This is a genomic window from Rhodococcus sp. NPDC057529 (assembly GCF_042802055.1).
GTDB lineage: Bacteria > Actinomycetota > Actinomycetes > Mycobacteriales > Mycobacteriaceae > Rhodococcus_F.
In genome coordinates, this window is record NZ_JBHVEY010000018.1 from 71,254 (window position 1) to 90,792 (window position 19,539).

16 protein-coding genes are annotated in these 19,539 nt (G+C 69.4%); 8 read left to right on the forward strand and 8 right to left on the reverse strand.

What is annotated here, in order from left to right; genetic code table 11:
* Window positions 1-5: 5 nt before the first annotated feature.
* Both ACFU5V_RS30185 and ACFU5V_RS30190 read right to left on the reverse strand, forming a co-directional pair.
* Window positions 6-2,987 (reverse strand): AAA family ATPase, encoded by a 2,982-nt coding sequence (locus ACFU5V_RS30185; RefSeq protein WP_378703510.1) that lies wholly within the window; start codon window positions 2,985-2,987, stop codon window positions 6-8.
* Window positions 2,984-4,168, reverse strand: coding sequence for an exonuclease SbcCD subunit D (locus ACFU5V_RS30190; RefSeq protein WP_378703511.1), 1,185 nt, complete (start codon window positions 4,166-4,168; stop codon window positions 2,984-2,986). The genes ACFU5V_RS30185 and ACFU5V_RS30190 overlap by 4 nt, the downstream gene beginning before the upstream one ends.
* Window positions 4,169-4,455: 287 nt before the next feature.
* Between ACFU5V_RS30190 and ACFU5V_RS30195 the strand changes: the two genes are divergently transcribed.
* A complete protein-coding gene (locus ACFU5V_RS30195) occupies window positions 4,456-5,313 on the forward strand; it encodes a DUF6542 domain-containing protein (protein WP_378703513.1) in 858 nt (285 codons plus the stop codon).
* A 28-nt stretch (window positions 5,314-5,341) separates the two neighbouring features.
* Here the strand turns inward: ACFU5V_RS30195 and ACFU5V_RS30200 are convergent, their stop codons facing one another.
* The gene (locus ACFU5V_RS30200; protein ID WP_072940657.1) at window positions 5,342-6,352 is read right to left on the reverse strand and encodes a 4-hydroxy-3-methylbut-2-enyl diphosphate reductase; all 1,011 of its coding nucleotides are present in this window, start codon (window positions 6,350-6,352) and stop codon (window positions 5,342-5,344) included.
* A gap of 142 nt (window positions 6,353-6,494) precedes the next feature.
* Here ACFU5V_RS30200 and ACFU5V_RS30205 point away from each other — a divergent pair, with 142 nt between their 5' ends.
* From ACFU5V_RS30205 to ACFU5V_RS30215, 3 genes are read left to right on the forward strand one after another with little or no spacing between them, the layout of a single operon-like run.
* Entirely contained in the window at window positions 6,495-7,124 is a 630-nt protein-coding gene (locus ACFU5V_RS30205; RefSeq protein WP_378434313.1) for a lipid droplet-associated protein, read from the forward strand.
* Window positions 7,121-8,377: an exodeoxyribonuclease VII large subunit gene (xseA, locus tag ACFU5V_RS30210; RefSeq protein WP_378703514.1), complete on the forward strand. Its 1,257-nt coding sequence runs from the start codon at window positions 7,121-7,123 to the stop codon at window positions 8,375-8,377. Before ACFU5V_RS30205 ends, xseA begins: the two co-directional genes overlap by 4 nt.
* 4 nt (window positions 8,378-8,381) lie before the next feature.
* The gene (locus tag ACFU5V_RS30215; protein WP_378434317.1) at window positions 8,382-8,612 is read left to right on the forward strand and encodes an exodeoxyribonuclease VII small subunit; all 231 of its coding nucleotides are present in this window, start codon (window positions 8,382-8,384) and stop codon (window positions 8,610-8,612) included.
* Between the two features lie 9 nt (window positions 8,613-8,621).
* Here ACFU5V_RS30215 and ACFU5V_RS30220 read toward each other — a convergent pair whose 3' ends face one another.
* Complete coding sequence (locus ACFU5V_RS30220) at window positions 8,622-9,191, reverse strand: DUF4245 domain-containing protein (RefSeq protein WP_378434319.1); 570 nt, start codon at window positions 9,189-9,191, stop codon at window positions 8,622-8,624.
* A 189-nt stretch (window positions 9,192-9,380) separates the two neighbouring features.
* Here ACFU5V_RS30220 and glpX point away from each other — a divergent pair, with 189 nt between their 5' ends.
* Together glpX and ACFU5V_RS30230 are read left to right on the forward strand one after the other, a co-directional pair.
* Window positions 9,381-10,421 (forward strand): class II fructose-bisphosphatase, encoded by a 1,041-nt coding sequence (gene glpX, locus ACFU5V_RS30225; RefSeq protein WP_037231517.1) that lies wholly within the window; start codon window positions 9,381-9,383, stop codon window positions 10,419-10,421.
* Between the two features lie 97 nt (window positions 10,422-10,518).
* Window positions 10,519-11,922 carry a class II fumarate hydratase gene (locus ACFU5V_RS30230; RefSeq protein ID WP_378434322.1) on the forward strand — a complete coding sequence of 468 codons (1,404 nt, stop codon included), beginning with the start codon at window positions 10,519-10,521 and terminating at the stop codon, window positions 11,920-11,922.
* Between the two features lie 60 nt (window positions 11,923-11,982).
* Here ACFU5V_RS30230 and ACFU5V_RS30235 read toward each other — a convergent pair whose 3' ends face one another.
* Window positions 11,983-12,840 (reverse strand): acyl-ACP desaturase, encoded by an 858-nt coding sequence (locus ACFU5V_RS30235; RefSeq protein ID WP_378703516.1) that lies wholly within the window; start codon window positions 12,838-12,840, stop codon window positions 11,983-11,985.
* A 150-nt stretch (window positions 12,841-12,990) separates the two neighbouring features.
* Here ACFU5V_RS30235 and ACFU5V_RS30240 point away from each other — a divergent pair, with 150 nt between their 5' ends.
* Both ACFU5V_RS30240 and ACFU5V_RS30245 read left to right on the forward strand, forming a co-directional pair.
* Complete coding sequence (locus ACFU5V_RS30240; protein WP_378703517.1) at window positions 12,991-14,604, forward strand: serine hydrolase; 1,614 nt, start codon at window positions 12,991-12,993, stop codon at window positions 14,602-14,604.
* A 29-nt stretch (window positions 14,605-14,633) separates the two neighbouring features.
* A complete protein-coding gene (locus tag ACFU5V_RS30245) occupies window positions 14,634-15,065 on the forward strand; it encodes a limonene-1,2-epoxide hydrolase family protein (RefSeq protein WP_378703519.1) in 432 nt (143 codons plus the stop codon).
* A gap of 63 nt (window positions 15,066-15,128) precedes the next feature.
* On the opposite strand, the gene ACFU5V_RS30250 is transcribed toward ACFU5V_RS30245, so the two are convergent.
* From ACFU5V_RS30250 to ACFU5V_RS30260, 3 genes are all read right to left on the reverse strand, one after another.
* A complete protein-coding gene (locus tag ACFU5V_RS30250) occupies window positions 15,129-16,496 on the reverse strand; it encodes a PhoH family protein (protein WP_072940675.1) in 1,368 nt (455 codons plus the stop codon).
* Window positions 16,497-16,805: 309 nt separating this feature from the next.
* Complete coding sequence (gene glyA / locus ACFU5V_RS30255; RefSeq protein WP_095861124.1) at window positions 16,806-18,101, reverse strand: serine hydroxymethyltransferase; 1,296 nt, start codon at window positions 18,099-18,101, stop codon at window positions 16,806-16,808.
* Between the two features lie 66 nt (window positions 18,102-18,167).
* Complete coding sequence (locus ACFU5V_RS30260; protein ID WP_378439674.1) at window positions 18,168-19,388, reverse strand: DUF885 domain-containing protein; 1,221 nt, start codon at window positions 19,386-19,388, stop codon at window positions 18,168-18,170.
* Window positions 19,389-19,539 lie beyond the last annotated feature (151 nt).

A 19,539-nucleotide genomic window follows, 5' to 3' on the forward strand; every position in this document is an offset into this window, starting at 1 on the left:
GGCGGTCAGCCGGCCACCACCTCCACGGTGGAGCCGGTGCGTCCGCGGATCACGTGCAGCCTGCTCGGGATTCTCTGACGCATCTCGTCGACGTGACTGACGATCCCCACCACCCGGCCGCCGTCACGCAGCTCGTCGAGGACGCCCATCACCGAGTCGAGAGTGTCCGCATCGAGGGTGCCGAATCCCTCGTCGATGAACATCGTGTCGAGCACGACGCCACCCGACTCGGCCGCCACCACATCGGCGAGACCGAGCGCCAACGACAGCGACGCCAGGAACGACTCACCGCCGGAGAGGGTCTTGGCCGATCGCACCACCCCGGTGTAGTCGTCGCGGATGTCGAGCCCCAGGCCGCCGCGGCGGCCGCGCGGACCGGCCTCGTCGCTGTGGACGAACTCGTAGCGCCCGGCCGACATCCGGCCGAGCCGCGCAGACGCCGACACCGCAACCTCTTCCAGCCGGGCCGCCAGCACATACGACCGCAGCGACATCTTCCTCGCGTTCTGGCCACGGCCCGCGATCACCTCGGCGAGCGCGGCCAGCTCCTCGTGTGCGGCCTGGATCGGCGCAATCGCCTCGGCGGTCTTGTCGAGCTGACCGACGTACCGTTCCAGATCGAGCAGTCGGCGCTCGGCGTCGGACGCCGCCGCGACGGCGACGTCCACGACCTCCGCCGCCGTGTCGTGCGCCTGCTGGACGGCCGCCAAGTCCACGGGTTCCGCGTCGGCGACAGCGGCGACCTCGGGGTCGTCGAGGACGCGGCGGGCCCCGACTTCGGCATCCCTCGCCGCCGTCAGGGCGGCCTCGATCTCACTTCGGCGGGCGGCCGACCGGACCGCGGCCACGGCGTCGTCGATGCTGCCGAAACCGGCGTCCCCGGCGAGCGCGCCGGCCTTGGCCGCGAGTTCACGGGCCGCGGACTCGGCTCCGGCGCCGGCGTCCCGCGCGTCCAGCAGTTCCGATGCCGCCTCGGCGAGGGCGTCGAGTCGGGTGCGCCGGTCCTCGACGCTCGGGTCGTCGCCCGCCGCCCGGTTCACCCGGGCCCGGATGTCCCCGAGCTGCGCTGTGCTCGCCGCGATTCGCTCGGCCACCGTGGCGGCGTCGGCTCCGACCTCCCGCGACCGTTCCTGCAGCCGGCTCTCGCGGTCCCGCAGTTCGGTGAGAGTCGCGGACCGGCGTTCCACCTGGTCCCCGAGCGCGATCGCCTCCCCCACCGCCGTCTCCGCTGCCGAGAGTGCCTGCGCGAGTTCGTCCGCGTCACCGTCGCCGCCGCGCTGCACGAGCACGTCGATCGCGCGCTCCGCCGCGCCCAGCTTCTCGGTCGCGGTCGTCGACGCCGCCGCGGCCTTCTGCTCCGCCGCGCGTGCCGTGTCCTCGTCGGCCTTCGTGACCGACAGCTCGGATGGTTCGGCTGGCTGCGGGTGCTCGGGTGAACCACACACCTGGCACGGGACACCGTCCTCGAGCGTGCCCGCCAGCTCGGCGGCCATGCCCGCGATCCGGCGTTGCAGCAGGTCGAGCCAATGTTCCCGCGCGGCCTGGTGCTGCTCGCGGGCGTCGAACGCCGCGCGTTGGAGCCGATCCCGCTCGACGCGACGGGTGCGCAGGTCCGCCGCCGCGGAGGCGGCGTCGGCTGCCCGGTCCCGGGTGTCGACGAGGCCGGGCAGCGCGGCGCGGGCCTTCTCCGACGAGTCGAGCGCCTTCTCCGCTTCGCGCAGGGCGAGTGGCAGTTGGTCGCGCTCCCGGGACAGCGCGTCACCGGCCTCGGCGAGTTCGGCCTGCCGGGCGCGCAGCCGCTCCACCTCGACGGCGAGGCGGTCGGCGGCAACGGATTCGGCGAGCGCCCCGTCGAGGCGCACGATCTCGTCACGCCAGGCGCGGATACCGGCGCGGATGTGTTCGCGTTCGTCGGTGGTCGGCGGCCAGGACAACTCCGCAACGAGGTCGGCGCCACCCACCCTCGCGCGCAGTCCGTCGGTGATCGCCTCGACGTTCCGCGCTGTGACGGCGGCCTCGGACCGCGCGGTGTCGGCGTCACGCGCCACCGTCGCGACCGGTTCGGCCCGGCGCGCGTCCGCCAGTTCGGCGGCGAGTTCGGCCCGGTGGTCGGCATCCGTCGTGTGGGAGTCGAGTTCCGTTTCGGCCCGCCGCCGGCGGTTCTGCAGTTCGAGGACGCGGCGCGCCTCCGTGAGCGCGTCGCGGGCAACCTTCGCGCGGCTCCTGGCCTTCTGCAGGTCGTCCGCTGCCAGGTCGCGGGTTTCACGCGCCTCGTCCTCGAGCTTGTGGGCCCAGGACACCGGATCCGCATCGGCGCCGCCCTCGAGGCCGGCGGCGGTCGCGACCCGCGCGAGCAGCACGTCGACGGCCCGCTGGTGTTCGTCGAGTTCGTGGGCGCTGGTGCGCCTGCGGTCGAGGAACCACTCCTCCACCGTCCCGAACCGGGTGGTGTCGAACAGCCGCTCCAGCAGCTGACCGCGCTCCTCGGTGTCGGCGCGCAGGAACTTCGCGAACTCGCCCTGCGGCAGCAGCACCACCTGGAAGAACTGGTCGGCGCTCATGCCCATCAGCCGCCCGACCTCGTCGGCGATATCGGGGATCCGGGACAGGTTTTCGCCGTGACCGTCGAGCCAGGTCAGGGTGGCCTTCGCGTTCTCCTTGATCGTCCCCGACCCTCGACGCTTGGGTCGCTCGAACTCCGGGCTGCGGACGAGCCGCAGATGCCGGCCGGCGATCGTCGCCTCGAGCGTCACCGTCGGAACGGATCCCGCGGGCGCATGGTCGGACAGGAGCCGCTTGCCGTCCTTCCGCGCCCCGGGCACGGTGCCGTACAGCGCGAACGCGACCGCGTCGAGGACCGTCGTCTTCCCGGCCCCGGTGTGACCGTGCAGCAGAAACAGCCCGTCTGCACCGAGCCGATCGAAATCGACTTCCACGGATCCTGCGAACGGCCCGAAGGCCTCGACCTCCAGTCGATGCAGCCTCATGCCGTCTGTTCCAGCGCGACGACCTCGGCGGTGTCCTCACCGGACCGGTCGGCGAACCCGAGCGCGGCCTCCATCAGCCGGATCTCGCCGGTCGACGGTTCGCTGCGCACATCGGTGAGGAAGCTGCGCGTGATCTGCAGATCGCTGCGCCCGTGCACCTTGTCGCGGTAACGCAGATCGTCGGCACCGTCCGGGCGTTGCCACTCGAGGTGGACGGCGAAGGGGAACCGGGACTGCAGCGAGCGCATGGCGTCGACGGGACGTTCCGGGTCGGTGAGCACCGCCGACACGTAGCAGTCCTCGGCGTCGCGGAACGCGTCGTCCTCGAGCAACTGCTGCACCGTCCCGGTCAGCTGCTTCAGGCCGCGGACCACCGGCAGATCGACCCGCTCGACGGAGTGCAGTCCGTCGGCGTCGAGGTCCACCAGGAAGACGGCCTTGCCGTGGGTGCGCTCACCGAACGAGTACGGCAGCGGCGAACCCGAGTACCGGATGTTCTCGGTGAGGGTCTGCGGCGAGTGGAGGTGGCCGAGGGCGACGTAGTCGACCCCACCGAACGCCGACGCCGACACGGTCTCGACGCCGCCGACGGAAATGGACCGCTCCGACCCGGTGGCCTCCGCCCCGACCACGAACGCGTGGGCCAGCACCACCGATCGGGTACGTGGTGCGTCCTCGCGGCGTGCGTCGAGGTCGGTGCGGACACGACCCATCGCGGCGTCGAGGATCTCGGCGTGCGACCGCGCGGACGGCACGCCGAGTTGCGCGCGGGTGATCTCGGGCTCGAGATAGGGAATGCCGTAGAACGCGACGGGACCGTGCGCGTCCTCCAGCACGACGGGCGCGCCGATCCCGGCGACCGTCGTCATGAGATGCAGCCCGCCCGCCCGGGAGAACGCGGCACCCGCGCCGAGCCGTGCCGCGGAGTCGTGGTTGCCGGACGTGGCGACGATGACCGCGCCCGCGTCCCGGACGGCCTCGAATCCGCGGTTGCACACGGTGACGGCGTCCGCGCTGGGGATCGACCGGTCGTACACGTCTCCGGGAACGACGACGACGTCCACACCGTGCTCGACGACGAGGGCGGCGATCGCGTCGAGCACACGGGCCTGGTCGGTGAGCAGGTCCACCCCGTGGAACGTGCGTCCGATGTGCCAGTCCGAAGTGTGCAGGATCCTCATGTCCCGAGACCGTAGAGCACGGTGCCGACAACCTCGAACACCTCGCCCGCGTGGCGTCCGGCCGAACGGGCTGTCGGTGGGCGGGTGCACCATGAGCCACATCGCCACATCGAGTCCCGGGTCACAGTCACCGCCCGCAAGCTCCACGACCTCGACGTGTTCGACGACGACCTCACCGAGGTCAGCGCGGTCGATTCGTGGTCGCGATGCACAAATCTCGAGGATCTCTCGGGCTCCACCGGTCACGCCAACGGAGCTACTCGACAAGTTGCCGCTACTGTCGTTGTGTGTCTGCAACCCAACGTGCTCGCTCTGGGGTGCCGCTCGACAGGCGGTCGATTGTCCCTACGGTCCCCGGTCTCCCCTGGTGGGGTGTCATTCTCCTGGCCGTCGGAGTCAGTTTTGTCGGATTCGCTGTCGATGCGGCTCGTGGCACCGAACTCACGGCGGCGTTCTCCACCTTCTACTTCCTCGGCTGTGTCCTCGCCGTGGCGGCTGCCGGCAACCGGGCGCTGTTCACCGCGATCGTCCAGCCGCCGCTGATCCTGTTCGTGGCGGTGCCGCTCGGGCAGAGCCTGATCGCGGAGGAGAACAGCACCGCACTGAAAGACCTGGCGATCAACGTGGCGTATCCGCTGGTCAACCGATTCCCGGTGATGCTCGCCGCCACGGTGGTGACGCTGCTGATCGGTGGCCTCCGTCTCTTCCTGCTGCAACAGCGCAAGACCGGTCCCGCCCGGACGTCGGAGCGTCGACGTGCGCAGAAGGAGCAGCGGACGCCGCGCGCCGCCCGCCCCCGGCGCACCGCCGAAGGGTCGGAGCAGTCCCCGCCGCCGCGTCGGGCGCGGGACAGGGACACCGCAAGGGACGCCGCACGGGAGCACCCCCGGTCGTCGCGGCGGGCAGCCACACCGCCGCCCCGCCGATCGTCCTCGTCGGGCGGGCGTACGGCGCCCCCACCACCGATGGTCGACCGGGCAGCGCAGGCACCCCGTTCGGCACCGCCACGGACCACGCAGGCACCGCGTTCGGTGCCGCCGCGGACCATGCCGCGGCCCAACCCCGACGTGCCCGCCCACCCCATTCCGCAGGTGCGCTACCGCGATCGGTACGAGCCGCCGTTCGAGACGGAGCAGCCCCGCTGACTCGGCGACAGCGCCGGTAGCGGACCGATCAGGTCCGCGCGGCGCGAAGCTCGCGCGGCAGCGCGAAGACCAGCGTCTCGTTGGCCGTGGTGACCGGCTGGACGTCGTGGAATCCGTGCTCGTCGAGCAGATCGATCACACCGCGCACCAGAATTTCCGGCACGGACGCACCCGAGGTGATCCCCACCGTCCGGACGCCGTCGAGCCAGGCCGGATCCACTTCGCGGGCGTAATCGACGAGGTACGACGCCTTCGCACCCGCACCCAGCGCGACCTCGACGAGACGCACCGAGTTGGAGGAGTTGCGGGATCCGACGACGATCACGAGATCGCATTCCGGCGCCATCGCCTTGACCGCCACCTGACGGTTCTGGGTGGCGTAGCAGATGTCGTCGCTCGGCGGGTCCTGCAGACTCGGGAAACGCTCCCGCAGGCGGGCGACCGTCTGCATCGTCTCGTCGACACTCAGCGTGGTCTGCGACAACCAGATGACCTTCGATTCGTCGCGGACCGTCACGGCGTCGACGGAATCGGGGCCGTCCACGAGCTGCACGTGATCGGGGGCCTCGCCGGCCGTGCCCTCCACCTCCTCGTGGCCCTCGTGGCCGATGAGGAGGATGTCGAAGTCGTCGCGGGCGAACCGCTTGGCTTCCTGGTGGACCTTCGTGACCAGCGGGCACGTGGCGTCGATGGTGCGCAGATTGCGTGCGGCGGCCGATTCGTGGACCGCGGGAGACACGCCGTGCGCGGAGAACACGAGCAGCGCACCCTCGGGAACCTCGTCCGTCTCGTCGACGAAGACCACACCCTGGTCGCTCAGCGTCTCGACGACGTGCCGGTTGTGGACGATCTCCTTGCGCACGTAGATGGGGGCGCCGTGCTTCTCGAGCGCCTTCTCCACCGTCTCGACGGCGCGGTCGACGCCGGCGCAGTAGCCGCGGGGCTCTGCGAGCAGTACCCGCTTCCCGCCGTCGGCACGCGACGCTCCCGAATCTGCCGAACGTGTGATACCCACATTGAGTGGAACAGCCGAAGACATGGTTCCAGACTACGGGTCACCCCGGACGGACGACACTTTCGCGGGGCCTCGGCGGGGTAGTGTGCGCATCGTCGCACCGAAGTCGTCGACGCTGTGGGCACGTCGGCTACCCAAACGTGCCGTTGTCAGGCAGGCTGTGGGAATGATTCGTCCCCCGTTCGTGGCGCGTGTCGCCGCCGGAATCGCCGTGACGGCCGTCGAAGAGGCCAGGAAACTGCCGACCACCGCGGCGACCCTGCCCATGACCGCGGTCAGTCAGGTGCTGCAGACCACGATGCGCGTTCAGCAGTCCATGACGGCGCTGGCCATCAAGGGCGACCAGGCGTTCGCGCTCATCCACTGGACCCACGACGACGAGCAGCCCGCGTGGGCCGTCTTCGACGAGGACACCGATCCGGCGCCCGGCGTCGACGGCTCCACCGAGGAGCGGTCCACCGGACCGGGCCGGTTCGCGCTGTACTCGCTGAGCCCGCAGGACGAGCGAACACCCGAGAAGGTCCCGACCCCGAAAGCCGCACCGGCCGCCACCAACGGCGCCGCCACCACGAAGACGGCGAGCAGCAAGCCCGCCGCCCGGCCCGCCGTGGCCGAACCCGAGATCGCCGTCGTCCTCGACTATGGCACGCTGACCCTCGCCCAGCTGCGGGCGCGTCTGCGCAACCTGTCCGTCGAGGACCTGACGACGCTGCTGGACTACGAGAACGCGACCCTGGCCCGCGCGCCGTTCCAGACCATGCTGACCAACCGCATCACCACCGCCAAGGCCAAGTGACCTCCGCACAGCCCCGCGCAGCCAGTACCGGACCGAGCACCGCCGAGCAGCCCTGGCCGGTCCGCACCGTGTCGGCCAAGGTCGCACAGTGGATCGACCGGCTCGGGAGTGTCTGGGTGGAGGGACAGATCACCCAGATCAACGCCCGTCCGGGCACCCGGACGGCGTTTCTGGTGCTGCGCGACCCGTCCGTCGACATGTCGCTGTCAGTGACCTGCTCCCCGCAGTTGCTGCAGAACTCCCCCGTCCCGCTCACCGAGGGCAGCCGGGTGGTGATGTTCGGCAAGTTGTCGTTCTACACCGGCCGCGGTTCGGTCTCGTTGCGGGTCACGGAGATCCGCGCGATCGGGATCGGCGAACTCCTGGCCCGGATCGAGCGGTTGCGCGCGCTGCTGGCCGCCGAGGGCCTGTTCGACCCTCGGCTGAAGCGTCCGCTGCCGTTCCTGCCCGGCACCATCGGGTTGATCACCGGGCGCGCCAGCGCCGCCGAGCACGACGTCCTCAGCGTGGCGCAGCGCCGCTGGCCAGCCGTGCGTTTCGAGGTGCGCAACACACCGGTGCAGGGCGCGACCGCGGTGCCGCAGATCCTCGACGCGTTGAAGGAACTGGACGCCGACCCGCACGTCGACGTGATCATCCTCGCGCGCGGCGGAGGCAGCGTGGAGGATCTGCTGCCGTTCTCCGACGAGACACTGTGCCGCGCGATCGTCGCGTGCCGCACCCCGGTGGTCAGCGCCATCGGCCACGAACCGGACAGTCCGCTCAGCGACCACGTCGCCGACCTGCGGGCCGCGACGCCGACGGACGCCGCCAAGCGGGTGGTGCCGGACGCCGTCGCCGAGCAGGCACTCGTCGGCGAACTGCGGTCGCGGAGCGCGGCCGCCCTGCGCAACTGGGTGCAGCGCGAGTCGCATCTGATCTCCCAGCTGCGCAGCAGACCGGTCCTCGCGGACCCGGTGCGCGCCCTCGACCATCGGTCGGACGAGGTCGAGCGGCTGCGGGACGCCGGGCGGCGTGACATCAGCCGGGTGATCGCCGCGGAGAACACCACGATCGAGCATCTCCGGGCCCGGCTGACGACCCTCGGGCCCGCCGCGACCCTGGCCCGCGGCTACTCCGTGGTCCAGCGGATCGTGCCGGACGGCGACCCGGAGGTCCTGCGTTCGGTCGACGACGCCCCGCCGGGCACCCAGATCCGTGTTCGAGTCGCCGACGGCGCAATCCGCGCCGCGGTGATGGGAAAGGACAAGTAGGAACATGAGCAACCCCACCGGAAACGACACCGATATCGCGGAGCTCGGTTACGAGGCGGCGCGCGACGAACTCGTCGACGTGGTCAAGGTGCTCGAACAGGGCGGCCTCGACCTCGACGCGTCACTCGCACTGTGGGAGCGCGGCGAGGCGCTGGCCACACGCTGCGAGGAGCACCTCGCGGGGGCACGCAAGCGCGTCGAGACTGCCCTCGCCCGTGCCGAGGACGAGGGTTGACACTCGTCGTCAGGCGGCGAGGATCGGGGCGTCCGCCGCCGCGGCGGTGAGCTGCTCGAACGCCTCGGGTGACGCACTGCCCGTGACCAGGAGCCGGACGTCGCCGAAGTCGGACACCCAGATCGGTTCGACACCCTCCCCGCCGTACACGATCCAGCTGTGACCTGCGATGTCCTCGGTGCCCGTCGCCGTGCGCGGACCACCCGCGACGAACGGCACGAGCACCGTCTCGACGGCGTTGCTCTGTGTCAGCTGGATGTAGCGGCCGGCCTCGGTGATGAATCCGACGGTGCTCGAATCGCCGCCGCCGTCACCGCTGACGATGCTGCGGCTGCCCGAGTTCGGTGTCCAGCCCTCCGGCGTCTCCGGCTTGCGCACCGGGAACGGCAGGTCCTGCGCGTCGTATTTCAGCGCCGCGTCCACGTCGAAGCTGGGAATCGGGCCGCTCGTGGGTCCGCCCGGGCTGAACGTGCACTGGCTGGCGATACCCGCGATCAGCACACAGAACAGGACAAGGGGTACGAGCGACCACACCATGTCGCGGTTGTTGTGCAGGATGCGGGGTTTATCAGATGCCACGTCCACCAGTATCCAGGGTCGGTCCCGGAACAACGATTCTCGGTCCCGCGAATCGCGCCCCAGCAGCGCACGTCACACTTCTTTCTGGGAGAATCAGCACGAAGATCCACCCGACAATCGGCGGCCGACGGCCACCGACACAGCGTCGGCGTACAACGTCGACCGTGACTGCACCAGGAGGCACTGCCCATGACGGCTAGCACCACTTCGAGTCGCCGCGAGGCCCCGGACCGAAATCTTGCTCTGGAATTGGTCCGAGTCACCGAGGCTGGTGCGATGGCTGCCGGTCGCTGGGTCGGCCGTGGCGACAAGGAGGGTGGCGACGGCGCCGCCGTCGACGCCATGCGCCAGCTCGTGAGCTCGGTCTCGATGCGCGGCGTCGTCGTCATCGGCGAGGGCGAGAAGGACGAAGCCCCGATGCTGTTCAACGGCGAAGAGGTCGGCAACGGCGACGGGCCGGACTGCGACTTCGCCGTCGACCCGGTGGACGGCACCACCCTGATGTCCAAGGGCATGCCGAACGCCATTTCCGTCCTCGCGGTCGCCGAGCGCGGCGCGATGTTCGACCCGTCCGCGGTGTTCTACATGGAGAAGATCGCCGTCGGACCCGACGCGGCCGATGTCATCGACATCACAGCCCCCGTCGCCGAGAACATCAAGCGGGTCGCGAAGGTCCGCAAGGCCTCGCCCTCCGACGTCACGGTGTGCATCCTCGACCGTCCCCGGCACGCCCGGCTGATCGAAGAGGTCCGGGACACCGGAGCCCGGATCCGCCTCATCTCCGACGGCGACGTCGCGGGTGCGATCGCCGCCGCGCGTCCGGAGTCGGGCACCGACATCCTGCTCGGTACCGGTGGCACGCCCGAGGGCATCATCGCCGCGGCCGCCATGCGCTGTATGGGTGGTTCGCTGCAGGGCCGGCTGGCCCCGACCGACGACGCCGAACGCCAGAAGGCCATCGACGCAGGCCACGACCTGGACCGCGTGCTGACCACCGAAGATCTGGTGTCGGGTGAGAACGTCTTCTTCTGCGCCACCGGCGTCACGGACGGCGACCTGCTCCGCGGTGTCCGCTACTACGGTGGCGGCGCCTCGACGCAGTCGATCGTGATGCGGTCGAAGTCGGGCACCGTCCGCATGATCGACGCGTACCACCGTCTGGAGAAGCTGCGCGAGTACTCGTCCGTGGACTTCACCGGCGAGGACGGCGCCGTCCCGCCGACGTTCTAGGCCCTTCGGGCTCGTGCGCCTTTCCGGTTGCTGCAGCTACCGGAAGGGCGCACGGGGAGCACCCCCACGACGCGCTCGAAAGTGGCATGTTTGACGCATGACCGAGAGCAACGAGCAGCAGTACCGGATCGAACACGACACCATGGGCGAGGTGCGGGTGCCCGTGGATGCGCTGTGGCGCGCGCAAACTCAGCGCGCCGTCGAGAACTTCCCGATCAGCGGTCGAGGGCTCGAGCGCACCCAGATACGCGCGATGGGTCTGCTGAAGGCGGCCTGTGCGCAGGTCAACAAGGATCTCGGCCTCCTCGACGCCGAGAAGGCGGATGCCATCATCGCCGCGGCGGGCGAGATCGCCGAGGGCAAGCACGACGACCAGTTCCCCATCGACGTCTTCCAGACCGGTTCGGGCACCAGTTCCAACATGAACGCCAACGAGGTGATCGCGTCGATCGCCGCGGCGAACGGTGTGGTCGTCCACCCCAACGACGACGTGAACATGTCGCAGTCGTCCAACGACACCTTCCCCACCGCGACGCACGTCGCGGCGACCGAGTCGGCGGTGAAGGATCTGCTTCCCGCCCTCGACCACCTGCGCCTGGCCCTGCTCGACAAGTCCACCGAGTGGAAGACCGTCGTGAAGTCGGGCCGCACCCACCTCATGGACGCCGTCCCGGTGACGCTCGGTCAGGAGTTCGGCGGGTACGCCCGTCAGATGGAGGCCGGGATGGAGCGGGTGGTGGCCTGCCTTCCGCGGCTCGGTGAGCTGCCCATCGGCGGCACCGCGGTCGGGACGGGGCTCAACGCGCCCGACGGATTCGGCCCGAAGGTCGTCGCCGAACTGGTCAAGGCGACGGGTGTCGACGCTCTGACCCCAGCGAAGAACAGCTTCGAAGCGCAGGCCGCGCGTGACGGGCTGGTGGAGGCGTCGGGCGCGCTGCGCACGATCGCGGTATCCCTGACCAAGATCGCCAACGACATCCGCTGGATGGGGTCGGGTCCGCTCACCGGGCTCGGCGAGATCCGGCTCCCCGACCTGCAGCCCGGCAGTTCGATCATGCCCGGCAAGGTCAACCCGGTTCTCCCGGAGGCCGCCACCCAGGTCGCCGCACAGGTCGTCGGCAACGACGCCGCGGTCGCCTGGGGCGGTGCGGCGGGCGCCTTCGAGCTCAACGTGTACATCCCGATGATGGCGCGGAACCTGCTCGAATCGCTGACGTTGCTGGCCAACGTGTCGCGGCTGTTCGCCGACCGGTGCGTGGTGGGGCTCGTCGCGAACACCGAGCACCTCAGGACCCTCGCGGAGTCGTCGCCGTCCATCGTGACGCCGCTGAATTCCGCGATCGGGTACGAGGAGGCCGCGGCCGTCGCCAAGCAGGCGCTGAAGGAGAAGAAGACGATCCGGGAGACCGTGGTCGACCGTGGTCTGATCGGCGAGAAGCTGACCGAGGAAGAACTCGACAAGCGTCTCGACGTGCTGGCGATGGCGAAGGTGAAGGACTGACCCAGCAGATGTGAGAGGGCCCGCACTCGATTCGAGTGCGGGCCCTCTCACATCTACGGCCTACAGCAGCGCGGACAGCTCGTCGCGGGCCTTCTCGCCTTCGGTGCCGAGGTCGGTGCGTCCGGCGATGTTCCACGAGCGGAGCAGCGGGGCGAACACCTTCTCCCCCTGCTGGGCGGGGTCGTAGATGCCGGCTTCGGCGAGCACCGCGGTGCTGTCGGTTCCGCCGGGCAGTGCCACGCTCGGCACGTCGAACGCGGCGATCCGCGAGGCGATGGCACGCATCGTCTGGTCGGGCACCAGCTCGAACGCGGCCTCGACGACGTCCCGGTAGAACAGCGACTGCAGTTCGTCGTCCGAGGCCAGCCGCTCGGCGATCACGGCCACCAGTGCGTCCTCACCGAGTGCGGCGGTGTTGTGATGCCGCACGGCAGCGGCCTTCTCCTCGAACGCGGAGTTCGCGAGCATCTCGATCAGATGCATCGGCGGCATCGCGTAACCGCGAACCATCTCGTCCATCCGGGCGCGCTCGAGGGCGACGGGATCGACGGCACGCGTCACCATCAGGTAGTTCCGGAGCACGATGGAGTGCCGGTTCTCCTCCGCGGTCCAGCGGCCGACCCAGCGCCACCACGGTCCCACCAGGGCCAGGTGCTTGGCGATCTCGCGGTGGTATGCGGGCACGTTGTCGGCCACCAGGACGCCGACCGTCAGAGCGAGCGCCTCGACGTCGCTCAGGGTCGACTGATCTGCCGACCAATCCGTTCCACCCATGAACGCGAAGTTCGTGCCCTGGTCCCAGGGAACCAGATCGTGCGGCTGCCAGTCGTCCGCCTCGGCGATGTGGCGTGTGAGGTTTTCGTCCACCACCGGGGCCAGCTCACTGAGCAGCTGCGAGTCGTTTTTTTCAATCGGCATCCGCACACCGTAGCGTCCGCGGCCCGGAGCCGGGTCGACCACCGGTGGATTCGACGTGAACAACGCCGGCGTTGTGACGAAAACAGCCAGGTCATGGGCTTGCAATCGCTAGGCTGACGGTAAGCCCCGGGCCCGAGCAGAGGATCACCCATGCGCAGACTTCGGAACCTGACGATACTTCTCTCGGCACTCGCGCTCGGCGGGTCACTCGTGACCGGGTGCGGTTCCGACGCGGACGACGCGGGTTCCGCCGACGCGTCCGGCGCGAACCCGACATCGGAGTCCTCCGGCCCGCCCAACCCGGCCGCCGTCTCGGGTGTCGACATCCCCGACGGCCGGATCGACGACGCCGTGGGCCGCCTCGACGACCTGGCGAACGAGTTGATGGAGAGTTCCGGACTGCCGGGCATGGCGGTCGCCGTCGTCCACGGTGGTCAGACCGTCTACGCAAAGGGATTCGGGGTGCGCGAGGCGGGCACCGATCAGAAGGTGGACGCCGACACCGTGTTCCAGCTGGCGTCGATGTCGAAGCCGGTGGGGTCGACGGTGGTGGCCCGTCAGGTCGATGCCGGCGTCGTCGGCTGGGACACCCCCGTGGTGTCCGAGCTGCCCGGCTTCGCCCTCGCCGATCCGTGGGTCACCGAGCACGTGACGGTGGGCGATCTGTACTCACACCGGTCGGGCTTGCCCGATCACGCCGGCGACCACCTCGAGGACCTGGGCTACGACCAGCAGCAGGTGCTCGACAAACTCCGGCTCGACCCGCTGAACCCGTTCCGGATCACTTACGAGTACACCAATTTCGGGCTCACCGCGGCCGCCGAGGCCGTCGCTGCGGCCTCGGGGACGGATTGGGCGACGCTCTCCGAGCAGGCGATCTACGGGCCGCTGGGGATGTCCTCCACGAGTTCTCGGTTCGCCGACTACGAGGCCCGCAGCGACCGCGCCGTCGCGCACCAACTCGTCGACGGCAAGTACGTCGCCGACGCGGTACGCAACCCCGACGCCCAGTCCCCGGCCGGCGGGGTGAGCTCGTCCGTCAACGACATGGGCAAATGGCTGGCGATGCTGCTGGCGGACGGAACGTTCGAGGGCAAGGAGATCGTCTCCCCCGAGGCGCTGCAACCGGCGGTCAGCCCTCAGATCGTGTCCAGCCCACCGCGTTCGATGGACAGCCGTCCGGGGTCGTACGGTTACGGGTTCAACGTTTCGACCACGTCGGCCGGCCGGGTCTCCCTCAGCCACTCCGGCGCGTTCCAGCTCGGGGTGGCGACGAACTTCGTCGCGATTCCGTCCGCCGATGTCGCGATCGTCGCCCTGACCAACGGCTCGCCCATCGGAATTCCCGAAACCCTCACCGCCGAATTCGCCGACCTCGTCCAGTACGGCGAGATCCGCGAAGACTGGAAATCGTTGTACCGGCAGGCCATCTCGCCGATGCTCGATCCCGAGGGCAGCCTCGTCGGCCAGACGGCCCCCGCGAACCCGGCGCCACCACAGCAGCCGCTGCCGGCCTACGCGGGCACGTACGACAACGCGTACTGGGGCCCCGCGGTCGTCACCGAGAGCAACGGCGCACTGACGCTCGGGCTCGGGCCCGCCGGGCAGACGTACCCGCTGACCCACTGGGACGGCGACACCTTCACCTTCGCACTGAGCGGGGAGAACGCTCCGCCCGGAACCATTTCGAAGGCCACGTTCGCCGGTAACGACGTCACACTCGAGTACTACGACACCGAAGGCATGGGGACATTCGTCCGCTGAGCCGACACAACCGACGGGGAGAAGATCACATGAGCACGAATTCGCATGCGCCCACGGGAACGGATCGCACGGAGACTGCGGATGTCCAGGTGGTCCGGGCATTCCTGGACGCGCTCGTCGCAGGCGACCCGGACGCCGCGCAGCAGTATCTCCACGACGACATCGTGTGGCACAACGTGTCGCTGCCGAAGATCCGTGGCATCGGCTCCGTCATGCGGATCCTCCGCGGAATGAGCCGTCCCGGTGTCGGATTCGACGTGCGCCTGCACCACATCGCCGACGACGGAACGGCCGTGCTGACCGAACGCACCGACGTCCTGATCTACAAGCGGCTGCGCAGCGAATTCTGGGTGTGCGGCACGTTCGAGATGAGGGACGGCACGATCGCCGTCTGGCGCGACTACTTCAGCAACCGCGATTTCCTGTGGGGCACACTCAAAGGCATCGTGAAGGCCTTCTGACGTAACCGCCCGATGCCGCACGGATAATGCGACATCGGGCGGATCACACTGCGGGGCAGTCGCCTACGGCGTCGGCCCGAACTCCTCCAGCATCTCCGTCACGAGCGCCGCGATCGGCGAACGCTCGCTGCGGGTCAACGTGATGTGCGCGAACAGCGGATGCCCCTTGAGCTTTTCGATCACCGCAGCCACGCCGTCGTGACGTCCGACCCTCAGGTTGTCACGCTGCGCGACGTCGTGCGTGAGGATCACCCGGGACCCGGTGCCCAACCGGGACAGCACCGTGAGCAGCACGTTGCGTTCCAGCGACTGCGCCTCGTCCACGATCACGAACGAATCGTGCAGCGACCGTCCGCGAATATGCGTGAGCGGCAGCACTTCCAGCATGCCGCGGCTGATCACCTCGTCCATCACCTCGGTGCTGGCCAGTCCGTCGAGAGTGTCGAAGACCGCCTGGGCCCACGGGCCCATCTTCTCGCTCTCACTGCCCGGCAGATAGCCGAGTTCCTGGCCGCCCACCGCGTAGAGCGGCCGGAAGACAACGACTTTCCGCTGAGTGCGACGCTCCAGCACCGCCTCCAGCCCCGCCGTCAACGCCAGCGCCGACTTGCCGGTGCCCGCCTTGCCGCCCAGCGACACGATGCCCACGCTGTCGTCGAGCAGGATGTCGAGAGCGATCCGCTGCTCGGCCGAACGTCCGTGCAGGCCGAACGCCTCCCGCTCCCCCCGCACCAACTGCACCCGCTTGTCGGCGTTCACCCGGCCCAGCGCACTCGACGAACCACCCAGCAGCCGGATACCCGTGTGGCACGGAAGTTCCCGGGCCTCCTCCAGGTCGACGACGCCTTCGGAGAACAGTTCGTCGATCGAGGAGGACGCCACGTCCAACTCGGTCATTCCCGTCCAACCCGACGGAACGACGTCGTGGGCGTGGTATTCGTCGGCAGGAAGGCCCACCGCACCGGCCTTCACCCGCAGCGGGATGTCCTTGCTGACCAGGACGACGTCACCGCCCTCGGCCTCGAGGTTCAGTGCGCAGGCCAGGATCCTCGAATCGTTGCTGTCCGTGCGGAATCCGACCGGCAGAACCGACGGGTCGGTGTGATTCAACTCGACCTGCAGGGTGCCGCCGTCCGTGCCGATCGGCACGGGCTGGTCGAGTCGACCGTACTCGAGACGGAGGTCGTCGAGCATGCGCAGCGATTCTCTTGCGAACCATCCCAACTCGTGGTGATGCCGCTTCCCTTCGAGCTCGCTGATCACGACGAGGGGAAGCACCACGCGGTGCTCGGCGAACCTGGTGACGGCCCAGGGGTCGGACAGCAGTACGGAGGTGTCGAGTACGAACGTACGCACTGCAGAATCCGAAGATTTCCTGGGGGCGACGGACGACTGTCCGGCGCGGGCTGAGACGGAGCGTGAAGCAGTCACGTTGGCTCCTAGGTCTGCGCGGCACCCACGCAAACTCGGTTCGCTGGACCGGTCCGTCCCTGGTGTGTCACCACACGAGGGCCGGGCGCCGGCCCCCTCGCACTGAGTGTGTCAGCCACGATCAGGACCTCCCGTACAAGCAACTTCCCCGCTGCCTGTTACCCCCGACGGTACTGCCAAACACGCCGATCGGCTGACCGAGCGGCGGGCGTGTCGGTGAACAACTGGTTACACGGAGAAGGCGCTTCGCGCCCGTGCGCGGTTAACGAGTCTGTGCAGTCGTCAACCACGCACGGGCGGCGGAGCCGCCTAGATCAGGCGCCAGTCCTCGAGGCCCTCGTACAGCGGGAAGTCGGCGGCGAGCTTGGAGACGCGGGCCTTCAGCGTCTCGACGTCGGACGCACCGGCGAGCGCGGTGCCGATGATGTCGGCGACCTCGGTGAACTGCTCGTCGCCGAATCCGCGGGACGCGAGCGCCGCGGTGCCGATCCGGAGGCCGGACGTGACCATCGGCGGGCGCGGGTCGAACGGCACGGCGTTGCGGTTGACGGTGATGCCGACCTCGTGGAGGAGGTCTTCACCCTGCTGGCCGTCGAGCTGCGAGTTGCGCAGGTCGACGAGCACGAGGTGCACGTCGGTGCCGCCGGTGAGGACGCTGACGCCCTTGTCCACGACATCCGAGCCGGTCAGGCGCTCGGCGAGGATCTTCGCACCGGTGAGGGTGCGCTGCTGACGGTCCTTGAACTCGTCGGTGCCCGCAATCTTCAGCGAGACGGCCTTCGCGGCGATGGCGTGCATCAGCGGCCCGCCCTGCTGGCCGGGGAACACGGCGGAGTTGAGCTTCTTCGCCCACTCCTGCTTGGCCAGGATCAGGCCGGAGCGGGGGCCGCCGAGCGTCTTGTGGACGGTGCTGGACACGACGTCGGCGTACGGCACGGGCGACGGGTGCAGCCCGGCCGCGACCAGGCCCGCGAAGTGCGCCATGTCGACCCACAGGTACGCGCCGACCTCGTCGGCGATGGACCGGAACGCGGCGAAGTCCTCGTGCCGCGGGTACGCGGACCAGCCGGCGACGATGACCTTCGGCTGCGCGGCGACGGCGATCTTGCGGACCTCGTCCATGTCGATGCGGTGGTCTTCCTTGCTGACCCCGTACGACTCGACGTCGTAGAGCTTGCCGGAGAAGTTCAGCTTCATGCCGTGCGTGAGGTGGCCGCCGTGCGCGAGGTCGAGCCCGAGGAGCTTCTCGCCCGGGTTCATCAGGGCCATCAGGACCGCTGCGTTGGCCTGCGCGCCGGAGTGCGGCTGGACGTTCGCGAAGTCGGCGCCGAACAGTTCCTTGGCGCGGGTGCGGGCGAGGTCCTCGACGACGTCGACGTGCTCGCAGCCGCCGTAGTAGCGGCGTCCCGGGTACCCTTCGGCGTACTTGTTGGTGAGGACGCTGCCCTGCGCCTGGAGCACGGCGCGGGGAACGAAGTTCTCCGAGGCGATCATCTCCAGCGTGTCGCGCTGACGGGCCAGCTCACCTGCCATGGCCTGGGCGACTTCGGGGTCGAGTTCGGCGAGGGGGGCCGTGTTGACGTCGGTACCGGGCACAGCGGTCATCGAGGAATCTCCAAGCTGGATGCGGAAACGAATGCTCCCAGTCTACGAACTACCCGTGAGGACTTCCTAACCGCCCGCGGTGAGGTATCCCTCACCGGCACGCAGGACGCTGGGAACGAGCGGCTCGTCGAGCAGCCGGCGGAACCGTTCCGACCGTTCTGCGCCGACGGGCACCTCGGCCAGCCAGCCCCCGAGCAGGCGGTACCCCTCCACGTAGGTGCTGGTGTACGCCCGCCACAGCGGGGAGGACAGGAAGCGCAGCGACTGCCGTGCCCGCTCGGGGGTCGACAGGCTCCACCGCTGCAGGAACGCCGCGACGTCGTCGTGGCTGCGACCCTCGTCGTGCAGCATCATCGCCGCGTCCTGCCGCACCCCGAGCAGCTGTCCGGACGCCCCGGACAAGCGTTGCGCCTGCTCACCGTCGAATCGCAGACCGAGGTCGGCGTAGATTTCCTGCGCCCACAGCCCCCAGTCGGACCCGACGATCGCGTCGAGCGCGAGGTCGGCGAGGCCCTCGGCCATCAGGCACTGCGGGGTGTTGACGACGAACAGCGTCTGCTCGAGTTGTCCGGCGCCGACGAGTCCGGCCTCCTTCCGGCAGTGCTCGGTGTGGTGGCCGGGGTACGACTCGTGCGCGATCAGCCGCGGCAGGTTCGCCATGTGCTGCTCGAGGTCGGAGTTGATCGCGACCTTCGAGCGGTAGTCGCCGAGGTAGTAGTTGAACCCGGACCACGGCTTGTCGCCCACCACCTCGTACTCCACCACCTCGGACTCGGGCAGCGCGTAGTGCTGCCGCACCAGGTCGCGCAGGGCGCTCGAGAAGGCGTCGACGCATTCCTGCAACCGGTCGGCGGGAATCGCGTCCTTCGCGCGGTGGATCCGGATGCGCTCGGCCAGCGGTCCCGGGCCGGGCAGCACGGCGTCCATCTTGCGGTGCGCCTCCCGGTACTGCTCCTCGTCGCCGCGTTCGATGCGGACGTCGAAATATGCCTCGACCTCGTCGACGAAGCCGACGTCGTCACCGGCGAACTTGCGCCCCGAGCATTCGAGGGCGCGCAGGTGGACGTCGAGGAACCGGGTCCGCTCCTCGGACAGTCCTGCCGACGGCAACTCCGCGCGCAGGTTCGCCGCGGTGCGGGCGAGGTCCCGCGGATCGGGCTTCGGCGCGTTCTCCACCTGCCTGCGCAGCGCGGGATCGCCGGTGTACGCGTCGACGAATCCTTCCTCCAGCCGGTCGAAACCCAGCCCGAGCAGCAAGTATTCGCGAACGAACGAATCGGATTCCATGCCGTCCGACCTTAGTCGCAGACACGTCTGCCTGACCCGCCGACAGCGCAGCCTGTGGCACCAAGCACAATCCGACTATGCAACCGCTACTCGCCAGCGCGACGACGACGGCAGAGATTCTGGGCATGGACCGCTCACTCCCCCGTGCACC

Coding starts and splice junctions, on each gene's coding strand:
- ACFU5V_RS30185 (WP_378703510.1), bottom strand. CDS start 2,987: ATGAGGCTGCATCGACTGGAGGTCGAGGCCTTCGGGCCGTTCGCAGGA.
- ACFU5V_RS30190 (WP_378703511.1), bottom strand. CDS start 4,168: ATGAGGATCCTGCACACTTCGGACTGGCACATCGGACGCACGTTCCAC.
- ACFU5V_RS30200 (WP_072940657.1), bottom strand. CDS start 6,352: ATGTCTTCGGCTGTTCCACTCAATGTGGGTATCACACGTTCGGCAGAT.
- ACFU5V_RS30205 (WP_378434313.1), top strand. CDS start 6,495: ATGATTCGTCCCCCGTTCGTGGCGCGTGTCGCCGCCGGAATCGCCGTG.
- ACFU5V_RS30215 (WP_378434317.1), top strand. CDS start 8,382: ATGAGCAACCCCACCGGAAACGACACCGATATCGCGGAGCTCGGTTAC.
- glpX (WP_037231517.1), top strand. CDS start 9,381: ATGACGGCTAGCACCACTTCGAGTCGCCGCGAGGCCCCGGACCGAAAT.
- ACFU5V_RS30230 (WP_378434322.1), top strand. CDS start 10,519: ATGACCGAGAGCAACGAGCAGCAGTACCGGATCGAACACGACACCATG.
- ACFU5V_RS30235 (WP_378703516.1), bottom strand. CDS start 12,840: ATGCCGATTGAAAAAAACGACTCGCAGCTGCTCAGTGAGCTGGCCCCG.
- ACFU5V_RS30240 (WP_378703517.1), top strand. CDS start 12,991: ATGCGCAGACTTCGGAACCTGACGATACTTCTCTCGGCACTCGCGCTC.
- ACFU5V_RS30245 (WP_378703519.1), top strand. CDS start 14,634: ATGAGCACGAATTCGCATGCGCCCACGGGAACGGATCGCACGGAGACT.
- glyA (WP_095861124.1), bottom strand. CDS start 18,101: ATGACCGCTGTGCCCGGTACCGACGTCAACACGGCCCCCCTCGCCGAA.
- ACFU5V_RS30260 (WP_378439674.1), bottom strand. CDS start 19,388: ATGGAATCCGATTCGTTCGTTCGCGAATACTTGCTGCTCGGGCTGGGT.